17 protein-coding genes are annotated in these 16568 nt (G+C 70.1%); 9 read left to right on the forward strand and 8 right to left on the reverse strand.

Features of this window, described 5'->3' with window-relative positions; all coding sequences use genetic code 11:
* Nucleotides 1-32 precede the first annotated feature (32 nt).
* On the forward strand, nt 33-1346 hold the full coding sequence (locus ET445_RS09130; RefSeq protein ID WP_129192487.1) for a D-arabinono-1,4-lactone oxidase: 1314 nt from the start codon (nt 33-35) through the stop codon (nt 1344-1346).
* A gap of 98 nt (nt 1347-1444) precedes the next feature.
* Here the strand turns inward: ET445_RS09130 and ET445_RS09135 are convergent, their stop codons facing one another.
* From ET445_RS09135 to ET445_RS09145, 3 genes are read right to left on the reverse strand one after another with little or no spacing between them, the layout of a single operon-like run.
* Complete coding sequence (locus tag ET445_RS09135) at nt 1445-2179, reverse strand: ABC transporter permease (protein ID WP_129190759.1); 735 nt, start codon at nt 2177-2179, stop codon at nt 1445-1447.
* Nucleotides 2176-2970, reverse strand: a complete 795-nt coding sequence (locus tag ET445_RS09140; protein WP_129192488.1) for an ABC transporter ATP-binding protein — start codon at nt 2968-2970, stop codon at nt 2176-2178. The genes ET445_RS09135 and ET445_RS09140 overlap by 4 nt, the downstream gene beginning before the upstream one ends.
* A complete protein-coding gene (locus ET445_RS09145; RefSeq protein WP_129190760.1) occupies nt 2963-3640 on the reverse strand; it encodes a TetR/AcrR family transcriptional regulator in 678 nt (225 codons plus the stop codon). The genes ET445_RS09140 and ET445_RS09145 overlap by 8 nt, the downstream gene beginning before the upstream one ends.
* Before the next feature lie 138 nt (nt 3641-3778).
* On the opposite strand from ET445_RS09145, the gene ET445_RS09150 reads away from it, so the two are divergent.
* Together ET445_RS09150 and ET445_RS09155 are read left to right on the forward strand one after the other, a co-directional pair.
* Nucleotides 3779-4345, forward strand: a complete 567-nt coding sequence (locus ET445_RS09150; RefSeq protein WP_129190762.1) for a LemA family protein — start codon at nt 3779-3781, stop codon at nt 4343-4345.
* Between the two features lie 23 nt (nt 4346-4368).
* Nucleotides 4369-5250, forward strand: coding sequence for a M48 family metalloprotease (locus ET445_RS09155; RefSeq protein WP_129190764.1), 882 nt, complete (start codon nt 4369-4371; stop codon nt 5248-5250).
* Here the strand turns inward: ET445_RS09155 and ET445_RS09160 are convergent.
* Complete coding sequence (locus tag ET445_RS09160; protein ID WP_129190766.1) at nt 5247-6482, reverse strand: winged helix-turn-helix domain-containing protein; 1236 nt, start codon at nt 6480-6482, stop codon at nt 5247-5249. The two genes, ET445_RS09155 and ET445_RS09160, sit on opposite strands and share 4 nt — an antisense overlap.
* Nucleotides 6483-6697: 215 nt before the next feature.
* Between ET445_RS09160 and ET445_RS09165 the strand changes: the two genes are divergently transcribed.
* The gene (locus ET445_RS09165; RefSeq protein ID WP_243695140.1) at nt 6698-7819 is read left to right on the forward strand and encodes an AI-2E family transporter; all 1122 of its coding nucleotides are present in this window, start codon (nt 6698-6700) and stop codon (nt 7817-7819) included.
* The gene (gene ilvA, locus ET445_RS09170) at nt 7816-9063 is read left to right on the forward strand and encodes a threonine ammonia-lyase (protein WP_129190770.1); all 1248 of its coding nucleotides are present in this window, start codon (nt 7816-7818) and stop codon (nt 9061-9063) included. The genes ET445_RS09165 and ilvA overlap by 4 nt, the downstream gene beginning before the upstream one ends.
* Before the next feature lie 71 nt (nt 9064-9134).
* On the opposite strand, the gene greA is transcribed toward ilvA, so the two are convergent.
* Together greA and ET445_RS09180 are read right to left on the reverse strand one after the other, a co-directional pair.
* Complete coding sequence (gene greA / locus ET445_RS09175) at nt 9135-9626, reverse strand: transcription elongation factor GreA (RefSeq protein ID WP_129190772.1); 492 nt, start codon at nt 9624-9626, stop codon at nt 9135-9137.
* A 115-nt stretch (nt 9627-9741) separates the two neighbouring features.
* Nucleotides 9742-10146 (reverse strand): DUF4307 domain-containing protein, encoded by a 405-nt coding sequence (locus tag ET445_RS09180; RefSeq protein WP_129190775.1) that lies wholly within the window; start codon nt 10144-10146, stop codon nt 9742-9744.
* A gap of 78 nt (nt 10147-10224) precedes the next feature.
* On the opposite strand from ET445_RS09180, the gene ET445_RS09185 reads away from it, so the two are divergent.
* Nucleotides 10225-10548, forward strand: coding sequence for a hypothetical protein (locus ET445_RS09185; protein ID WP_129190777.1), 324 nt, complete (start codon nt 10225-10227; stop codon nt 10546-10548).
* A 3-nt stretch (nt 10549-10551) separates the two neighbouring features.
* On the opposite strand, the gene trhA is transcribed toward ET445_RS09185, so the two are convergent.
* Nucleotides 10552-11358: a PAQR family membrane homeostasis protein TrhA gene (gene trhA / locus ET445_RS09190; RefSeq protein WP_129190779.1), complete on the reverse strand. Its 807-nt coding sequence runs from the start codon at nt 11356-11358 to the stop codon at nt 10552-10554.
* Nucleotides 11359-11473: 115 nt separating this feature from the next.
* On the opposite strand from trhA, the gene ET445_RS09195 reads away from it, so the two are divergent.
* The 3 genes from ET445_RS09195 to ET445_RS09205 all read left to right on the forward strand — a co-directional run bounded on the left by ET445_RS09195 (nt 11474) and on the right by ET445_RS09205 (nt 15077).
* Nucleotides 11474-12256, forward strand: coding sequence for an isoprenyl transferase (locus ET445_RS09195; RefSeq protein WP_129190780.1), 783 nt, complete (start codon nt 11474-11476; stop codon nt 12254-12256).
* 91 nt (nt 12257-12347) lie between these two features.
* The gene (locus ET445_RS09200) at nt 12348-13466 is read left to right on the forward strand and encodes an aminotransferase class V-fold PLP-dependent enzyme (protein ID WP_129190782.1); all 1119 of its coding nucleotides are present in this window, start codon (nt 12348-12350) and stop codon (nt 13464-13466) included.
* 258 nt (nt 13467-13724) lie between these two features.
* Nucleotides 13725-15077 (forward strand): RNA 5'-3' helicase PhoH2, encoded by a 1353-nt coding sequence (locus ET445_RS09205; protein WP_208008353.1) that lies wholly within the window; start codon nt 13725-13727, stop codon nt 15075-15077.
* Nucleotides 15078-15177: 100 nt separating this feature from the next.
* Here the strand turns inward: ET445_RS09205 and ET445_RS09210 are convergent, their stop codons facing one another.
* Nucleotides 15178-16551 (reverse strand): class II fumarate hydratase, encoded by a 1374-nt coding sequence (locus tag ET445_RS09210; protein WP_243695394.1) that lies wholly within the window; start codon nt 16549-16551, stop codon nt 15178-15180.
* Nucleotides 16552-16568 lie beyond the last annotated feature (17 nt).

Genomic DNA, 16568 nt, shown 5'->3' on the forward strand with positions numbered 1-16568 from the left:
CCGCGAGCGGCGCGCGGGCCGGGGCATCCGGAATCTCGGGGGCATCCGGAATCTGGCGCAACTGGGGGCGCACCGAACTCGCACGCCCGAAGCGCGTCGAGCGCCCGACGACCGTCGGCGAGGTGCAGGCGGCGGTGACACGCGCCGCCGCAGACGGCCTCCGTGTCAAGCCCGTCGGCTCGGGGCACAGCTTCACGGGCATCGCCGTCGCGCCCGACGTGCAACTCGACCTCGCGGGGCTTTCGGGCGTGCTCGCCGCCGGCGAGGCATCCGGCCTCGTGACGCTCGCCGCCGGCACGAAGCTGCACGCGCTGCCCGCCCTCCTCGAGCCCTACGGGCTCGCGATGGCGAACATGGGCGACATCGACAAGCAGTCGATCTCGGGCGCCACCTCGACGGGCACGCACGGCACGGGCCTCGGGTTCGGCGGGCTCGCGACGCAGATCGTCGCCGCGACGCTCGTGACGGCAGACGGCGAGGTGCTGCGCGTGAGCGAGACCGAGCGGCCTGAGCTGCTGCCCGCCGTGCGGCTCGGCCTCGGTGCGCTCGGCGTGCTCGTCGACGTGACCGTGCAGTTCGTGCCCCGGTTCGTGCTGCAGGCCGTCGAACGGCCCGAACCCCTCGCCGACGTGCTCGACGCGTGGGAGAGCCGCGTGCGCGGTGCCGACCACTTCGAGTTCTACTGGTTCCCGCACACCGACACGGCGCTCACGAAGACGAACACGCGGCTGCCGTGGGATGCGCCGCGCGCCCCGCTCGGCCGCCTTTCGCGCTGGGTCGACGACGAACTGCTCGCGAACGGCCTCTACCGCGGCATCTGCGCGCTCGGCGTCGCGGCGCCCGGCATGCTGCCGTTCTTCGCGCGTCAGGTCGACAAGCTCACTGGCGACCGGGACTTCACGGATGCCTCGCCCGCCGTGTTCACGACCAACCGCACCGTGCGGTTCCGCGAGATGGAGTACGCGCTGCCGCTTGCCGCCGTGCCCGACGCGTTCCGCGAACTGCAGGCGCTCATCGCCCGCCGCGGCTGGAGGATCGGCTTCCCCGTCGAGGTGCGTGCGGCGGCCGCCGACGACAACTGGCTCTCGACGGCGCACGGTCGCGAGACGGGCTACATCGCCGTGCACCGCTACTTCAAAGAAGACCCGACCGAGTACTTCGCGGCCGTTCAGGACATCATGCTCGCCCACGGCGGCCGCCCGCACTGGGGCAAGATGCACACGCTCGGCGCCGATGCGCTGCGCGAGCGCTACCCGCGGTTCGACGACTTCCTGCGCGTGCGCGACGAGCTCGACCCCGAGCGCCGGTTCCAGAATCCGTACCTCGAGAGGGTGCTGGGCGGGTAGCGCGCTCGCGCGGGGCACCCGCCCGCTGCCGCCGGTCACCTCGGCGGCAGCGGGTCGGCGCCCCGGGCGGGCGCCGCCGGGACATCCGAATCGCGCCGCTACGGCGTGCGCCGCCGCAGCGTGATCGACCCGATGACGATCGCGCCGACGATCCACGCCGCGATGACGGCGATCTTCGTCGCGATCCACGCGGCGTCCTCGCTGTCGTTCGCGACGGCCGTGAGCGCGTCGATCGCGAAGCTCAGCGGCAACCACTCGCTGATCGCCTCGAGCACGTCGGGCAGGTCCGAGCGCGGGATGAAGATGCCGCCGAGGAGGATCTGCGGGAACACGAGCACGGGCATGAACTGCACGACCTGGAACTCGGTGCGCGCGAACGCGCTCGCGAGCAGACCGAGCGACGTGCCGAGCAGCGCGTCGGAGACCGCGACGCCGAACAGCAGCCAGATCGACCCGTCGATCTCGAGCCCGCACACGAACACCGCGAACGACACCGCGACGGCCGTCTGCACGATCGCGAGGAGGCCGAACGCGAGCGCGTAGCCGAGGATGAAGTCGCCTTTGCCGAGCGGCATCGACAGCAGGCGCTCGAGCGTGCCGCTGCGACGTTCGCGGAGGGTCGCGATGCTCGTCACGAGGAACATCACGATGAACGGGAAGAGCGCGATCATCGCTGGCCCGATCGAGTCGAACACGGCCGTGTCGGTGAAGATCCACGCGACGAGGCCGATGAGGAGGCTCGGCACGACGACGAGCAGGCCGATCGTGCGGGGGTCGTGGCGGATCTGCGAGAGCACGCGACCTGCGGTCGCGAACGTGCGTGCCAGGGTCATGCCGGGGCCCCCGTCGCACGGGCGGCGTCGCTCCGCTGGATGAGCCGCAGGAAGGCGTCCTCCACGTCGAGGGTGCTCGTCGTCGCGAGCACGCCGGCGACGGTGTCGTCGGCGAGGAGTGCGCCGTCGCGCATGAGGAGGAGCCGGTCGCACCGCTTGGCCTCGTCCATGACGTGGCTCGAGACGAGGAGCGTCGCCCCCTCGTCGGCGAGGCTGCGGAAGAGCGCCCACAGTTCGACGCGCAGCACGGGGTCGAGGCCGACGGTCGGCTCGTCGAGCACGAGCACCTCGGGCGAGCCGAGGAGCGCGGCGGCGAGCGACACGCGCCCGCGCTGTCCGCCCGAGAGCGAGCCCGCGAGACGGTCGGCGACTGAGGTCAGGTCGGTGCGCCCGACCACTCGGTCGACATCGGATGCCGGTGCGCCGAGCACTCTTCGGAAGTACGTCAGGTTCTGCCGCACCGTGAGGTCGTCGTAGACGCTCGCCTGCTGGGTGACGTAGGCGACCCGCTTGCGGAGCGGCGGCGAGCCGGCAGGCAGGCCGAGTACGTCGATGCGGCCCGACTGCACGACCTGCACGCCAACGATCGAGCGCATGAGCGTCGTCTTGCCGCTGCCGCTCGGGCCGAGGAGACCGACGATGCGGCCGCTCGGCACCTCGAGGGAGAGGCCCTGCAGCACGGGCGTCTTGGCGCGTCGGACGTGCAGGTCTTCGACGACGATCGCGGGGCCGGGCGCGGCGCCGGGTGGGCCCGCGTGCGCCTTCGACCCCGAGGCATCCGAATTATTCATCACGCGTTGAATTATTCGCTCGGGCTTCCGCGCCGTCAAGAGGTCCGTACCGGCCCGTCAGGTGCGCCTGCACGACCGGGCCGATCCGAGCCGCGAGGTCGTCGACGCCCGCCGACGCGAGCGGCTCGAACCTCGCGACATACCGGGCGACGACGAGCCCGATGATCTGCGAGACCGCGAGCTCGGCGCGGAGCGCCGCGTCGTCGCCCGGCAGGCGCGCGGCGACCTTCGCGAGCATCTCGCGGCGGAAGAACTCGAGCACGACCTTCCCGGTCGGCCCGCCCGACACGATCGACTTCACGATCGCGAGCCCTGCCGGCCGTACGGCGGGGGAGTCCCACGCCGAGAGCACCATGCGCACCATGCGCTCGCCCATGCCGTCGAGGGGACCGTCGACGGCCTCGGCGATGAGCCGGTCGGGCCGCGCCGGCACGTCCATGACCGCCGCGACGAGGCCCGACTTGTCGTCGAAATAGTGGTGCACGAGCGAGGCGTCCACGCCGGCGCGCCGTGCGACCCCGCGGAGCGAAGCCGCCTCGTAGCCGAGCGCGGCGAACTCGGCCTGCGCGGCCTCGAGGATGCGCGCGCGCGTCTCTCCCGCGGTCGACCCCTTCGGGCGGCCGCGCCGCCGCGGGGCTCCCACGTGCCCTGCCGACGCCTCCTCGCTCACGAGGCGAGCCTAATCCGTCGGTTTCGCGGAGCGTCTTCTCCACGGTTTCTTGGAGTCTTGTGGGAAACCGCGGAGCGCGCGAGGCGCGCGGATAGTATGAGCACACCGTCCGAATCACGTCCGCAAGGAGTTCTGGCCATGGAATGGCTCATCCCCGTCCTCATCGTCGTCGCGTTGATCGTGATCATCGGCATCTACCTCTGGGCGACGTACAACTCGCTCGTCACCCTCAACGTCCGCGTCGACGAGGCGTGGAGCGACATCACGGTGCAGCTGAAGCGCCGCGCCGACCTCATCCCCAACCTCATCGAGGCGGTCAAGGGCTACGCGGCGCACGAGAAGGCCGTCTTCGAGAACGTCACGAAGGCGCGCGCCGAGACGCTCACCGCGCAGGGCCCCGCGCAGGCCTCCGTCGCCGAGAACCACATGCAGCAGGCCCTCAAGTCGATCTTCGCGGTCGCCGAGGCGTACCCGCAGCTCCAGGCCAGCCAGAACTTCCTCCAGCTCCAGGCCGAGCTCGTCGACACCGAAGACAAGATCCAAGCCTCGCGCCGCTTCTACAACGGCGGTGTGCGCGAGCTCAACACCAAGATCAAGGTCTTCCCGAACACGCTCTTCGTGCGCAACCTCGGCTTCCACGAGCGCGAGTTCTTCGAGGTCACCGACGCCGCGGCGATCGCCGAGCCGCCGCGCGTGCAGTTCTAGTCCAGGAGCGCTGAGCGCCCCCGATGTACCGCGCAATCGCACGGAACAAGCGCAACACCGTCTTCACGATCATCCTGTTCCTCGCCATCGTCGGCGGACTCGGATGGCTCGCAGCCGCGATCTACAACGACCTCACGATCGTCATCGTGACCGTCGCGATCGCGATCGGCTACGCGCTCATCCAGTACTTCACGGCCGACAAGCAGGCGATCGCGATGTCGGGCGCGGTGCTCATCGAGTCGAAGGCCGACCACCCGCGCCTCTGGCGCACGGTCGAGAACCTCTCGATCGCGACCGGTTCGCCCATGCCCAAGGTGTACGTCATCTCCGACCCCGCGCCCAACGCGTTCGCGACCGGCCGCGACCCCGACCACGCGATCGTCGCAGCCACGACCGGCCTCCTCGAGATCATGGACGACGCCGAACTCGAGGGCGTCATGGCCCACGAGATGGGACACGTGCGCAACTACGACATCCGGCTCTCGATGATCGTCTTCGGACTCGTCGTCGCGATCGGCTTCATCAGCGACGTGCTCGTGCGCCTCACGTTCTTCGGCGGCAACCGCAATAACAACAACAACAACCCGATCCTCGCGATCTTCGGCATCGTCGCGCTCCTCGTCGCACCGCTCGTCGCGACCCTCGTGCAGCTCGCGATCTCGCGACAGCGCGAGTACCTCGCCGACGCGACCGGTGCGATGACGACCCGCCACCCCGACGCGCTCGCGCGCGCCCTCCTCAAGCTCGAGCAATACGGTCGCCCCATGCAGCGCCAGAACTCGTCGATGGCGCATCTCTGGATCGCCGACCCGCTCAAGCCGGGCGTCATGGACCGCCTGTTCGCGACCCACCCGCCGATCCCCGAGCGCGTCAAGCGGCTCGAAGAGATGGGCGGGAGCTTCTAGCCCGCGTTCACGACCGCGCCGAGCGCGGGGGAGAGGTCGCCCTTGTCGACGACGAGCACGTCGTCGAGTCCCTGCCACTCCGCCGCCCGGCGCAGCACGGGTGCGAGGCGTTCGGCCGTGTCTTCGGCAGACGCCCCCGGCTCGATCCACGCCGACTGCACCCGCAGCACCTTCGCCTTGCGGTCGCTCTTGAGGTCGACGCGGCCGACCACGTCGTCGTCGATGAGCACCGGCAGCGAGTAGTAGCCGAAGACGCGTTTGGGCTCGGGCGTGTAGATCTCGATGCGGTAGTGGAAGTCGAAGAGCCGTTCGGCGCGCGGGCGGAACCACACGACGGGGTCGAACGGCGACAGCACGGCGGCCGCCTCGAGCTTGCGCGGACGGCGGGCGTCGCGGTGCACCCACGTGGGGATCGGCTTCGACCCCTTCTGCCAGCCGGGCACAGTGACGGGCACGAGCACACCCGCGTCGACGAGGTCGTCGATCGCGGGCTTCACCTGTTCGCGCTTGAGTCGCCAGTAGTCGGCGAGATCGGCGTCGGTCGCGATGCCGAGGGCGGATGCCGCGAGCCCGACGAGTTCGCGGATCGCGTCGGCGGGGGCGATCTCCACCCCGAGGAGCGAGTCGGGCAGTGCCTGCTCGGGCAGGGCGTAGACCCGCTCGAACCGCTGGCGCTCGATGCAGACGACCTCGCCCGTGCGGAGCATCCATTCGAGCGTGCGCTTGACTCCCGACCACCCCCACCAGGGGCCGGTGCTCTCGTTGGCGTCGTGTTCGATCTCGCTCGCGCGCATCGGCCCGTTCGCCGTCAGTTCGTCGATCAGGAACCGGCTGAGTTCGAGGTTCTCGGCGACCCACCCGCCCCAGGCGTGCCCGGCCTCGTGGTAGTAGTCGCGCCGGAAGCCGAAGAGCGGCCACAGCTCACGCGGGATGAACGCGGCCTCGTGCGCCCAGTACTCGACGGCGCGCCCGCGCTTGCCCGTCGTGAGCTTGTCGAGCATCGTGCGGTCGTAGGCGCCGATGCGGCTGAACGCCGGAAGGTAGTGACTGCGTTCGAAGACGTTGACCGAGTCGATCTGCAGCAGCGAGAGCCGGTCGAACACGCCGCCGACGTGGCGCAGGCCGGCGGTCGGCGGCTGCGGACGCCCGAACCCCTGTGCGGCGAGCGCGATGCGGCGCGCGAGCGCGGGGCTGATCGTGTCGGTGCGTGAGGCGCGGGCGGTGTCGGTCATGATGCTTGTGACGATACCGCCGGCCTCCGACAGCGCATACCGCCCGCGGAATCCGCCCCGCCTATGCTGGAACGATGACGGACTCGGACGGGCGGGATCGAGGGCGGATGCGGCGACGCAGACGGCGGGAACTCGGGGCGGACGCCCCCCGGCCGAACATCGATGCGATCGAGCATGCCGAGCGAAACGATGTCACCGAGTCGGTGCCCTTCGGCATGCGACTCGCGGCCGCGTGGTCGTGGCGGCTGCTCCTCGTCGGCGGCGTCATCGCGGTGGTCGTGTTCCTCGTCATCCAGCTGCGGCTGATCGTCATCCCGCTCCTCGTGGCCGTGCTTCTCGGCGCGCTCCTCGTGCCGTTCTCGCAGTTCCTCCAGAGGCGGTTGCACTGGCCGAAGTGGCTCGGCGTCGCGGTCGCGATGCTCTCTGCGCTCATCGTCGTCGGCGGCCTGCTGACGCTCGGCATCTCGCAGATCGTTCGCGGCGCCGACGATCTGACCGCGCAGTCGCTCGTCGCGTGGGACGACTTCCGGGTGTGGCTCCTCGAAGGCCCGTTCCACATCTCCGAGGCGCAGCTCAACGCGTGGGCCGATCAGGCGCTCAAGGCGCTGCAGGAAGACAGCGGCGTGCTCGTGAGCGGCGCGCTCTCGGTCGGATCGACGGTCGGGCACTTCCTCGCGGGGCTCCTCCTCACGCTCTTCACGACGCTCTTCATCCTCATCGACGGCCGCGGCATCTGGAACTGGATCGTCGGCATCTTCCCGCGCCGGGCGCGCGCCGCCGTCGACGGTGCGGGCCTCGCCGGGTGGAACACCCTGCAGAGCTTCGTCAAGGTGCAGATCCTCGTCGCGACGATCGACGCCGTCGGCATCGGGCTCGGCGCGCTCCTCCTCGGCATCCCGCTCGCCGTGCCGATCGCGATCCTCGTCTTCCTCGGCTCGTTCATCCCGATCGTCGGCGCGGTCGCGACGGGCGCCCTCGCGGTGTTCGTCGCCCTCGTCTTCAACGGGTGGGTGCCCGCGCTCATCATGCTCGGCATCGTGCTGCTCGTGCAGCAGGTCGAGGGGCACATCCTGCAGCCGCTCATCCTCGGCACGGCCGTCAAGGTGCATCCGCTCGGCGTCGTGCTCGCCGTCGCGGCCGGCTCGTTCCTCGCAGGCATCCCGGGTGCGCTCTTCGCGGTGCCGTTCGCGGCCGTCGCGAACGTCATGATCCTCTTCATCTCGGGCGGCTCGTGGAAGGGCGGTTCGGCGCCGCCCACGGGCGCGACGCGGTCGCCGCTCTGGCAGACCGTCCCCAAGCGACCAGGATTCAGACGCGAAGCGGAGCCCGAAGCATGACCGAAGCGACCAAGCTGTACCCGGGGCCGACCCTCGACGAGTTCGAGCGCGCCCGCGAGACGGTCGCGGCCGTCGCCCGCCGCACGCCCATGGAGTCGTCGCGCCACCTGGAGCGTCTGCTCGGCGTGCCCGTGTACCTCAAGGCCGAGAACCTGCAGCGCACGGGCTCGTACAAGCTGCGCGGTGCGTTCAACCGCATCTCGGCGCTCACCGCCGACGAGCGAGCGCGCGGCGTCGTCGCGGCGTCTGCCGGCAACCATGCGCAGGGCGTCGCGTTCGCGGCGCGCGAGCTCGGCATCAAGGCCACGATCTTCATGCCCGTCGGCGTCGCGCTGCCGAAGCTCGAAGCGACCCGCTCGTACGGCGCCGAGGTCGTCCTCCGCGGTGATACGGTCGCCGAGACGCTCCAGGCCGCCGCGGCGTTCGCGGCCGAGACGGGCGCCATGATCATCCCGCCGTTCGACCACCATGACGTCATCGCGGGTCAGGGCACCCTGGGGCTCGAGATCCTCGAGCAGGCTCCGGATGTCACGACCATCGTGGTCCCGATCGGCGGCGGCGGGCTCGCGGCCGGCATCGCGAGCGCGGCGAAGCAGCAGGCCGCGCGCCTCGGTCGGAGCATCCGCGTCATCGGCGTCCAGGCTGCGAACGCCGCGCCCTACGTCGTCTCGCTCGAAGCGGGCGAGGCGCGCGACGTGCCCGTCGTGCCGACGATCGCCGACGGGATCGCCGTCTACCGGCCGGGCGTCTTGAACTTCGAGATCATCAAGGAGGCGGTCGACGAGGTCGTCGCCGTGAGCGAGGACGACATCGCGCGCGCGCTCCTCGTGCTCCTCGAGCGCGCGAAGCTCGTCGTCGAGCCGGCCGGCGCGGTGTCGGTCGCGGCGCTCCTCTCGCACGCGGTCCAACTCGACGGCCCCGTCGTCGCGCTCCTCTCGGGCGGCAACATCGATCCGCTCCTCATGCAACGCGTCATCGCCCACGGCCTCGCAGCCTCCGGCCGCTATCTCACGGTGCGCCTCGGACTGCCCGACCGTCCCGGACAACTCGTGCGCGTGGCCGAGCTCCTCGCGAGCATGCACGCGAACGTCGTCGAGGTCCTGCACACGCGCCACGGGCGCGGCCTGCAGATCTCCGAGGTCGAGATCGACATCTCGGTCGAGACGCGCGGCCCCGGCCATCGCGAGGAGGTCGTCGAGGTGCTGCGCCGGGCGGGGTACTCGCCCGTCGTGCTCGACGACTGAGCGCCCCAGGACACCCGGAAACGACGAACGGCGGATGCCACGGGGCCTCCGCCGTTCGTGTGTTCAGAGCCTTACTGGCCGCCCCAGGTCTCGACCTTGGTGATCTCGACCGAGATTTCGCGCCCGTTGGGCGCCGTGTACGACGTCGAGTCGCCGACCTTGAGGCCGAGGATCGACGCGCCGAGGGGGGACTGCTCGCTGAAGACGTCGAGCTCGGAGTCGCCTGCGATCTCGCGGCTGCCGATGAGGAAGGTCTCTTCGTCGCCCGCGATGACCGCCGTGATCACGGTGCCCGCCTCGACGACGCCCGTCGACTCGGGGGCTTCGCCGACCTGCGCCGTCCGCAGCAGCTCCTTGAGCTGGCGGATGCGGGCCTCCTGCTTGCCCTGCTCGTCCTTCGCGGCGTGGTAGCCGCCGTTCTCTTTCAGGTCGCCCTCTTCGCGTGCCGCTTCGATGCGCTTCGCGATCTCTTCGCGGCCGGTCGTCGAGAGGTGCTCGAGCTCGGCGGCGAGGCGGTCGTACGCCTCCTGGGTCAGCCAGGTGACCGTGGTCGTCTGCGCCATGATGCACCCTCCGTTCCGGAACTTGCCGGCGTGGGACATCCGCGAATCTCTTCGCCGGACGCATTGCGCCGGATAGACGTGTCGCCCCGATGAACATCGGAGCGAAGGCCTCAGTCTAAGCGAGCCAGCAGCGGTCGATCAAACCTGTGTTGGCGGGTTGCGCGACGCGGACGGTCTCGGTGAAGCTGCGCGTGTAGCGGTCGGAGGCCGGGAGTTCGACGACCTTCCACCCGACGACCGTGAAGTCGTCGTTGTACGCCTTCACGACGCACACCGTCTCGGTGCCGGGCTGCACGGTGAGGTTCCACCTGACCTCGACCGAGCGGGCGTCGTTGTGGAGCGTGTGCCCCGTGTCGCTCGTCGAGATCGACGGGCCGGCGCTGTCGGACCCGGCCCAGATGACCCACGCGATCACGACGATCGCGGCGAACACGCCGCCCGCGACGAGCACGATCCGGTCGCGTCGACGGGTGCGGCGCGTGCGTCCGTAGCGGGACGCGATCGCGTCGTCGGCGCTCATGACCAGCGGTTCCCTCCGGGTCGGATCGATTAGGCTTTCCACCAGCCTAACCTCGGCGTCTGAAGGGATTTCCCACCCGTGCACCAGCTCTCCCGGATCGTGTCCGTCGTCGCCGACAACCAAGACGAGTTCGATCCGAACGACGTGACGCCGGGCGTCGCGGGATTCGTCCTGACGATCGTCATCATGCTCATCGTCGTGTTCCTCGTGATCGACATGGTGCGCCGCATCCGTCGGGTGAACTACCGGGCCGAGGTGCGCGAGCAGCTCGCGGCCGAGGCGGCCGCAGAGGCTGAAGGCGCGAAGGCGGATGTCGCGGGCGACGCCGACGGCGGAGCCGTCGACGGCGGGTCGGCAGACGGGCGCGCAGAGGATGCCTCGGGCGAGGCATCCTCTCGGTAGTTCCTAGCCCGCGTGGTACGCGGGCGCGAGCGCGATGATGAGCGTCGCCGTCCAGTGGCACATGAACGCGAGCACCGTGCACACGTGGAAGATCTCGTGGAAGCCGAAGTGGCCCGGCCACGGGTTCGGCTTCTTGATGCCGTAGACGACGGCGCCGATCGTGTAGAGCACGCCGCCCACGAGCACGAGCACCATCATGGCGACGCTCGCAGCGAGGAGGTCGCCGAGGTACATGACGGCCGCCCAGCCGAGCAGCAGGTAGATCGGAACGTACAGCCACCGCGGTGCCGTGATCCAGAACACGCGGAAGCCGATGCCGAGGAGGGCTCCGCCCCACACGATCGCGAGCAGCAGCCAGCCCTTCGACGGCGGCAGCGCGAGGAGGGCGAGCGGCGTGTACGTGCCCGCGATGAGCAGGAAGATGTTGGCGTGGTCGATCCGCTTCAGGACGACCTTCGTCTTCGGCTTCCAGTTGAAGCGGTGGTAGAGCGCCGAGTTGCCGAACAGCAGCATCGACGTGAGCGTGAAGACGGCGCTCGCCCACTTCGCCCACGCGCCGTCGGCGAGCACGATCAGCACGATGCCCGCGGCGATCGTGACGGGGAAGGTGCCCGCGTGGATCCACCCGCGCCAGGTGGGCTTGAGCTCGGTCGGGTCGGCGACGGATGCGTCGAGGAGCGGGATGTTCGGAAGGGCGGGGCCTTCGCGGTCGTCGACGGCCACGGCGCGGTCGGCCGCGTCGAGCTCGGCCGCCGGGTGTTCGAGGTGCTCGGCGACGTCTTCGGGCTCGTTGCGGTTCGCGGGGGTCATGTCGCCAAGCGTAGGGCGTCGTATATGCCGCGATGCTGTGAGGGTGCCTGGACGGTCGCCGTCCGTGCACCCCGGCCGTCACGCGACACCCTCGCGACGGGGGTAGCGTAGTGCCGTGAACAGCGATCGATCATCCGGTCGCGGCCTCCTCTACCGCGTCTACGAGCGTCGACTCCGCAGCGACCTCGACCAGGGAGCACTGCCGCGCCACGTGGCGATGATCATCGACGGCAACCGGCGCTGGGCCAAGCAGCTCGGCTACGAGACCGCAGCCCACGGCCACCGCGCCGGTGCCGCGAAGGTGCGCGAGTTCCTCGAGTGGTGCGACGACCTCGGCATCCAGGTCGTCACGCTCTACCTGCTCTCGAGCGACAACCTCGTGAACCGGCAGCAACCCGAGCTCACCGACCTCATCGAGATCATCGCCGACCTCGCCGAGGAGCTCAGCCACTACCGCGACTGGCGCGTGCAGCACGTCGGCAGCGACGCGGGACTGCCCGAGCCGCTGATCGCCGCGCTCGACGCCGCCGAGCACCGCACGGCCGACAAGAAGGGCCTGCACGTCAACCTCGCGGTCGGCTACGGCGGGCGCACCGAAATCACCGATGCCATGCGCAAGATCGTCGCTTCCCACCACGCCGAGGGGCGGAGCCTCGAAGACCTCGCCGAGCGCCTCACGCCCGAGCTCATCGGCGAGCACCTGTACACGGGCGGTCAGCCCGACCCCGACCTCGTCATCCGTACATCGGGCGAGCAGCGGCTCAGCGACTTCATGCTGTGGCAGGCGGCGCACAGCGAGTTCTACTTCGTCGAGGCGCTCGGCCCCGACCTCCGCCGCGTCGACTTCCTGCGAGCCATCCGCGACTACGCCAAACGCAACCGGCGCTTCGGCGGCTGACACGTCGCTCTGCGACGTCCCGCGAGCGGGGGCGTTCACCGGCGCTATCTGGTTCTGCCAAGATAGCCACCGGAGAAGGGGGCACGAGCAAGTGACCATCGACGAATTCATCGCCGGGTTCAACGAAGAACCGGGCTATCTCGATTACGGCCGGGTGGGGCCGCTGTCGCGCGTCGCGGCAGAAGAGGGCAACGCCTTCGCGCACCTGCTCGAGCGAGCGCGCCACGGCAGCATGGAGGTCTTCGGCGAGCAAGACCAGAGGCTCCGTGAGGCCGTGGGCACGCTCACGGGCTTCGCGGCGGCGAACATCGTCGGGGTGCCGAACACGACGTCCGGGCTCATGCACGCGGCGTTCGGACTCACGGGGGCCGTGCTGTGCTCGCCGGGCGAGTTCCCGAGCCTGCCGATCTCGATCGTGCGCGCGCAAGAGGCGCTGCACGTCGTGCAGCCCGCGTGGCTCGAGACCGACCACGGCAAGGTCACGCCGGGCTCCATCCGCGAGCAGCTCGAGCAGAACGTGCAGGCCGTGGCCGTGAGCCTCGTCGACTCGCGCACGGGCTACCTCGTCGACCTCGAAGGCATCCGCCAGGTCATCGGCGACCGTCTGCTCATCGTCGACGCCATCCAAGGGTTCGGCGTCGTCGAAGCCCCCTACGAGGTCGCCGACGTCGTCGTGTCGGGCGGGCAGAAGTGGTGCCGCGCCGGTTGGGGCACGGGCTTCCTCGCACTCTCCGACCGCGCGCTCGAACGGCTCACACCCGTCTTCTCGGGCTACACGGGCACCGACGGCGACGAAGTGTGGGGCCAGGTGCCGCCGCCCGCGGCCGACGCGCGCGCCTACCGGGTGTCGAACCCCGACCCCATCGCAGAGGCCCGCTTCGCGGCCGGCCTCGAAGAGCTCGCCGCCGTCGGCGTCGCCGCCGTCAACGCGGAGATCGCCGAACGCGTGAGCCGCGTCATCGAGCTCGCCGACGAGTTCGCGCTCGCCGTCGTCTCGTCGCGCGACGAGCACGAGCGGGCCGGCATCGTCGTGCTCGAGCCGCCCGCCGAGCAGACCACGCTCCTCACGGCGTCGCTCCACAACCACGGCGTGAGTGCGACGACCAGGCTCGGGCAGGTGCGCCTCTCGGTGCACGCCGCGACCGACGACGAGACGCTCGACATGCTGCGTGCCGCGTTCGTGTCGTACGGCACGGCCGCGACGTACTGAGCGGGATGACTCGGACGGGACATCCGGCGCCGCCCGCGCCTGCTCGCGCGCGCACCGCGCCCGCGAATGTTGCCGCCGGGTCATCCGTTGATGAACACGCGATGACGTTTCGCGTGTCTTTACACCGGATGTCGGCGGTGCGACGTAGGTTCCTGTCAACGGGCAAGGTGCCTGTTCGAGTCGGCTCGTGAACCGCTCGTCGAGAGGATCCCTCGCCGGCTGGTGTAAGCCGAGCGGAAGCTCGGGGCGGGAGCGGTCGTGGCATCTCTCGAAACCTCAAGGTCGGTCGGGCGCGGAGCATCCTCCGGGCAGGAGCAGGCCGAGCGCACCTACGTGCTCGACACGTCGGTGCTGCTCAGCGATCCGCGGGCGTTGTTCAACTTCGCCGAACACGCGGTCGTGCTCCCGGTCGTCGTCATCACCGAACTCGAGGCCAAGCGCAACGATCCCGAGATCGGGTTCTTCGCGCGCAAAGCACTCCGAATCCTCGACGAACTGCGGATCGAGCACGAGCGGCTCGACTTCCCGATCCCCGTGGGCGACGGCGGTTCGCTCAGAGTGGAGCTGAATCACACCGATCAGGGGGTGCTGCCCACGGGTCTGCGCCTCAGCGACAACGACTCCCGCATCCTCGCGTGCGCGATGAACCTCGCGAATGACGGGCTCGCCGTCACGGTCATCTCCAAAGACCTGCCGCTCCGCGTGAAGGCCGCCTCGGTCGGCCTCGACGCGCAGGAGTACCGGCACGAGCTCGCGATCGACTCCGGGTGGACCGGCATGGCCGAGCTCGACCTCGGGTCGAACGACATGGCGAAGCTCTACGAGCACGAGCACCTGACGCTCCCGGTGGCCGAGGGCACTCCCGTCAACACGGGCGTCGTGCTCCACTCCGACCGCGGGTCGGCGCTCGCGCGCGTCGTCGGCGACGAGGGCGAACTGCGGCTCGTGCGCGGCGACCGCGAGGTCTTCGGCCTCCACGGGCGCTCGGCCGAGCAGCGGCTCGCGATCGACCTGCTCCTCGACCCCGAGATCGGCATCGTCTCGCTCGGCGGGCGTGCGGGAACGGGCAAGTCGGCGCTCGCGCTCTGCGCAGGACTCGAGGCCGTGCTCGAGCGGCAGCAGCACAAGAAGATCATGGTCTTCCGCCCGCTGTACGCCGTCGGCGGGCAGGAGCTCGGCTACCTGCCGGGCGACGCCGCCGAGAAGATGAACCCGTGGGCGCAGGCCGTGTTCGACACGCTCGGCTCGGTCGTCTCCGACAACGTGCTCGACGAGGTCGTCGACCGGGGCATCCTCGAAGTGCTGCCGCTCACGCACATCCGCGGCCGCTCGCTCCACGACGCGTTCGTCATCGTCGACGAGGCGCAGTCGCTCGAACGGAACGTGCTCCTCACGGTGCTCTCCCGCATCGGGCAGAACTCGCGCGTCGTGCTCACCCACGACGTCGCGCAACGCGACAACCTGCGGGTCGGCAGGCACGACGGCGTGGCATCCGTCATCGAGACGCTCAAGGGCCATTCGCTCTTCGGGCACATCACCCTCACCCGCAGCGAGCGCTCCGCGATCGCGGCGCTCGTGAGCGACCTGCTCGACGGCAACGAGCTCGCGTAGCGAGCGGCGCAGCCTGAGAACGGCGGATGCCTCGTGCCGCACGCGTGCGGCACGAGGCATCCGTGTTCGTGGTGCGTGTGCGCCCTCGCGGGCGCGACCCTTACTTCGCCTGCGGCGGGCGGGTCATCGAGAGCAGGTCGAGAGCGGTGTCGAGCTGCTCCTCGGTGAGCTCGCCGCGCTCGACGTAGCCGAGGTCGACGACGGCTTCGCGCACCGTGATGCCCTTCTTGACCGAGTGCTTCGCGATCGCCGCGGCCGCCTCGTAGCCGATGAGCTTGTTGAGCGGCGTCACGATCGACGGCGACATGCCCGCGAGGGCGGCGATGCGGTCGTAGTTCGGCTCGAGGCCCGAGATCGTCTTGTCGGCGAGCACGCGCACCGAGTTCGCGAGCAGGCGGATCGACTCGAGGAGTGCGGTGCCCATGACGGGGATCTGCACGTTCAGCTCGAACGAGCCCGACGCGCCGCCCCACGCGATCGTCGCGTCGTTGCCGATGACGCGCGCGGCGACCATGAGCACGGCCTCGGGCACGACGGGGTTGACCTTGCCCGGCATGATCGACGAGCCCGGCTGGAGGTCGGGGATGTGGAGTTCGCCGAGACCCGTGTTGGGGCCCGAGCCCATCCAGCGGAGGTCGTTCGAGATCTTCGTGAGGCTCACGGCGATCGTGCGGAGCGCGCCCGACGCGTCGACGAGGCCGTCGCGGTTGGCCTGCGACTCGAAGTGGTCGAGGGCCTCGGTGATCGGCAGCTCGGTCTCTTTCTGCAGGATCTCGATGACGAGTTGCGGGAAGCCCGCGGGCGTGTTGATGCCCGTGCCGACGGCCGTGCCGCCGAGCGGCACTTCGGCGACGCGGGGGAGCGCCGTGCGCACGCGCTCGATACCGAGGCGGATCTGGCGTGCGTAGCCGCCGAACTCCTGGCCGAGGGTGACGGGCGTCGCGTCCATGAGGTGGGTGCGGCCCGACTTCACGAGCTCGGCCCACGCGGTCGCCTTCTCTTCGAGGGCGACCGCGAGGTGGTCGAGCGCGGGGATGAGGTCGTCGATGAGGGCGGCCGTGACGGCGATGTGCACCGACGTCGGGAAGACGTCGTTCGAGGACTGCGACGCGTTGACGTGGTCGTTCGGGTGCACCGGCCGGCCGAGCTTGGAGGTCGCGATCGTCGCGAGGACCTCGTTCATGTTCATGTTCGAGCTCGTGCCGCTGCCGGTCTGGTAGACGTCGACGGGGAAGTGCTCGGTGAAGCCGTGCTCGCCCGCGATGACCTCGTCGGCCGCGTCGACGATCGCCTGCGCGATGTCGGCGTCGAGGACGCCGAGCTGGGCGTTGGCCTGCGCTGCTGCCTTCTTGATGCGCGCGAGGGCGGCGACCTGGGCAGGCTCGAGGCCGTGCCCCGAGATCGGGAAGTTCTCGACGGCGCGCTGCGTCTGCGCGCGATACAGGGCGCTCGCGGGAACCCGCACCTCGCCCATCGTGTCGTGCTCGATAC

This window comes from Agromyces protaetiae (genome assembly GCF_004135405.1).
Classification (GTDB): Bacteria; Actinomycetota; Actinomycetes; order Actinomycetales; family Microbacteriaceae; genus Agromyces; species Agromyces protaetiae.

Excerpts from the sequence above, each read along its gene's own strand:
- greA (WP_129190772.1), bottom strand. The coding sequence starts at position 9,626 with ATGGCGCAGACGACCACGGTCACCTGGCTGACCCAGGAGGCGTACGAC.
- ET445_RS09160 (WP_129190766.1), bottom strand. The coding sequence starts at position 6,482 with ATGACCGACACCGCCCGCGCCTCACGCACCGACACGATCAGCCCCGCG.
- ilvA (WP_129190770.1), top strand. The coding sequence starts at position 7,816 with ATGACCGAAGCGACCAAGCTGTACCCGGGGCCGACCCTCGACGAGTTC.
- ET445_RS09135 (WP_129190759.1), bottom strand. The coding sequence starts at position 2,179 with ATGACCCTGGCACGCACGTTCGCGACCGCAGGTCGCGTGCTCTCGCAG.
- ET445_RS09210 (WP_243695394.1), bottom strand. The coding sequence starts at position 16,551 with ATGGGCGAGGTGCGGGTTCCCGCGAGCGCCCTGTATCGCGCGCAGACG.
- ET445_RS09165 (WP_243695140.1), top strand. The coding sequence starts at position 6,698 with ATGCGACTCGCGGCCGCGTGGTCGTGGCGGCTGCTCCTCGTCGGCGGC.
- trhA (WP_129190779.1), bottom strand. The coding sequence starts at position 11,358 with ATGACCCCCGCGAACCGCAACGAGCCCGAAGACGTCGCCGAGCACCTC.
- ET445_RS09140 (WP_129192488.1), bottom strand. The coding sequence starts at position 2,970 with ATGAATAATTCGGATGCCTCGGGGTCGAAGGCGCACGCGGGCCCACCC.
- ET445_RS09180 (WP_129190775.1), bottom strand. The coding sequence starts at position 10,146 with ATGAGCGCCGACGACGCGATCGCGTCCCGCTACGGACGCACGCGCCGC.
- ET445_RS09155 (WP_129190764.1), top strand. The coding sequence starts at position 4,369 with ATGTACCGCGCAATCGCACGGAACAAGCGCAACACCGTCTTCACGATC.
- ET445_RS09150 (WP_129190762.1), top strand. The coding sequence starts at position 3,779 with ATGGAATGGCTCATCCCCGTCCTCATCGTCGTCGCGTTGATCGTGATC.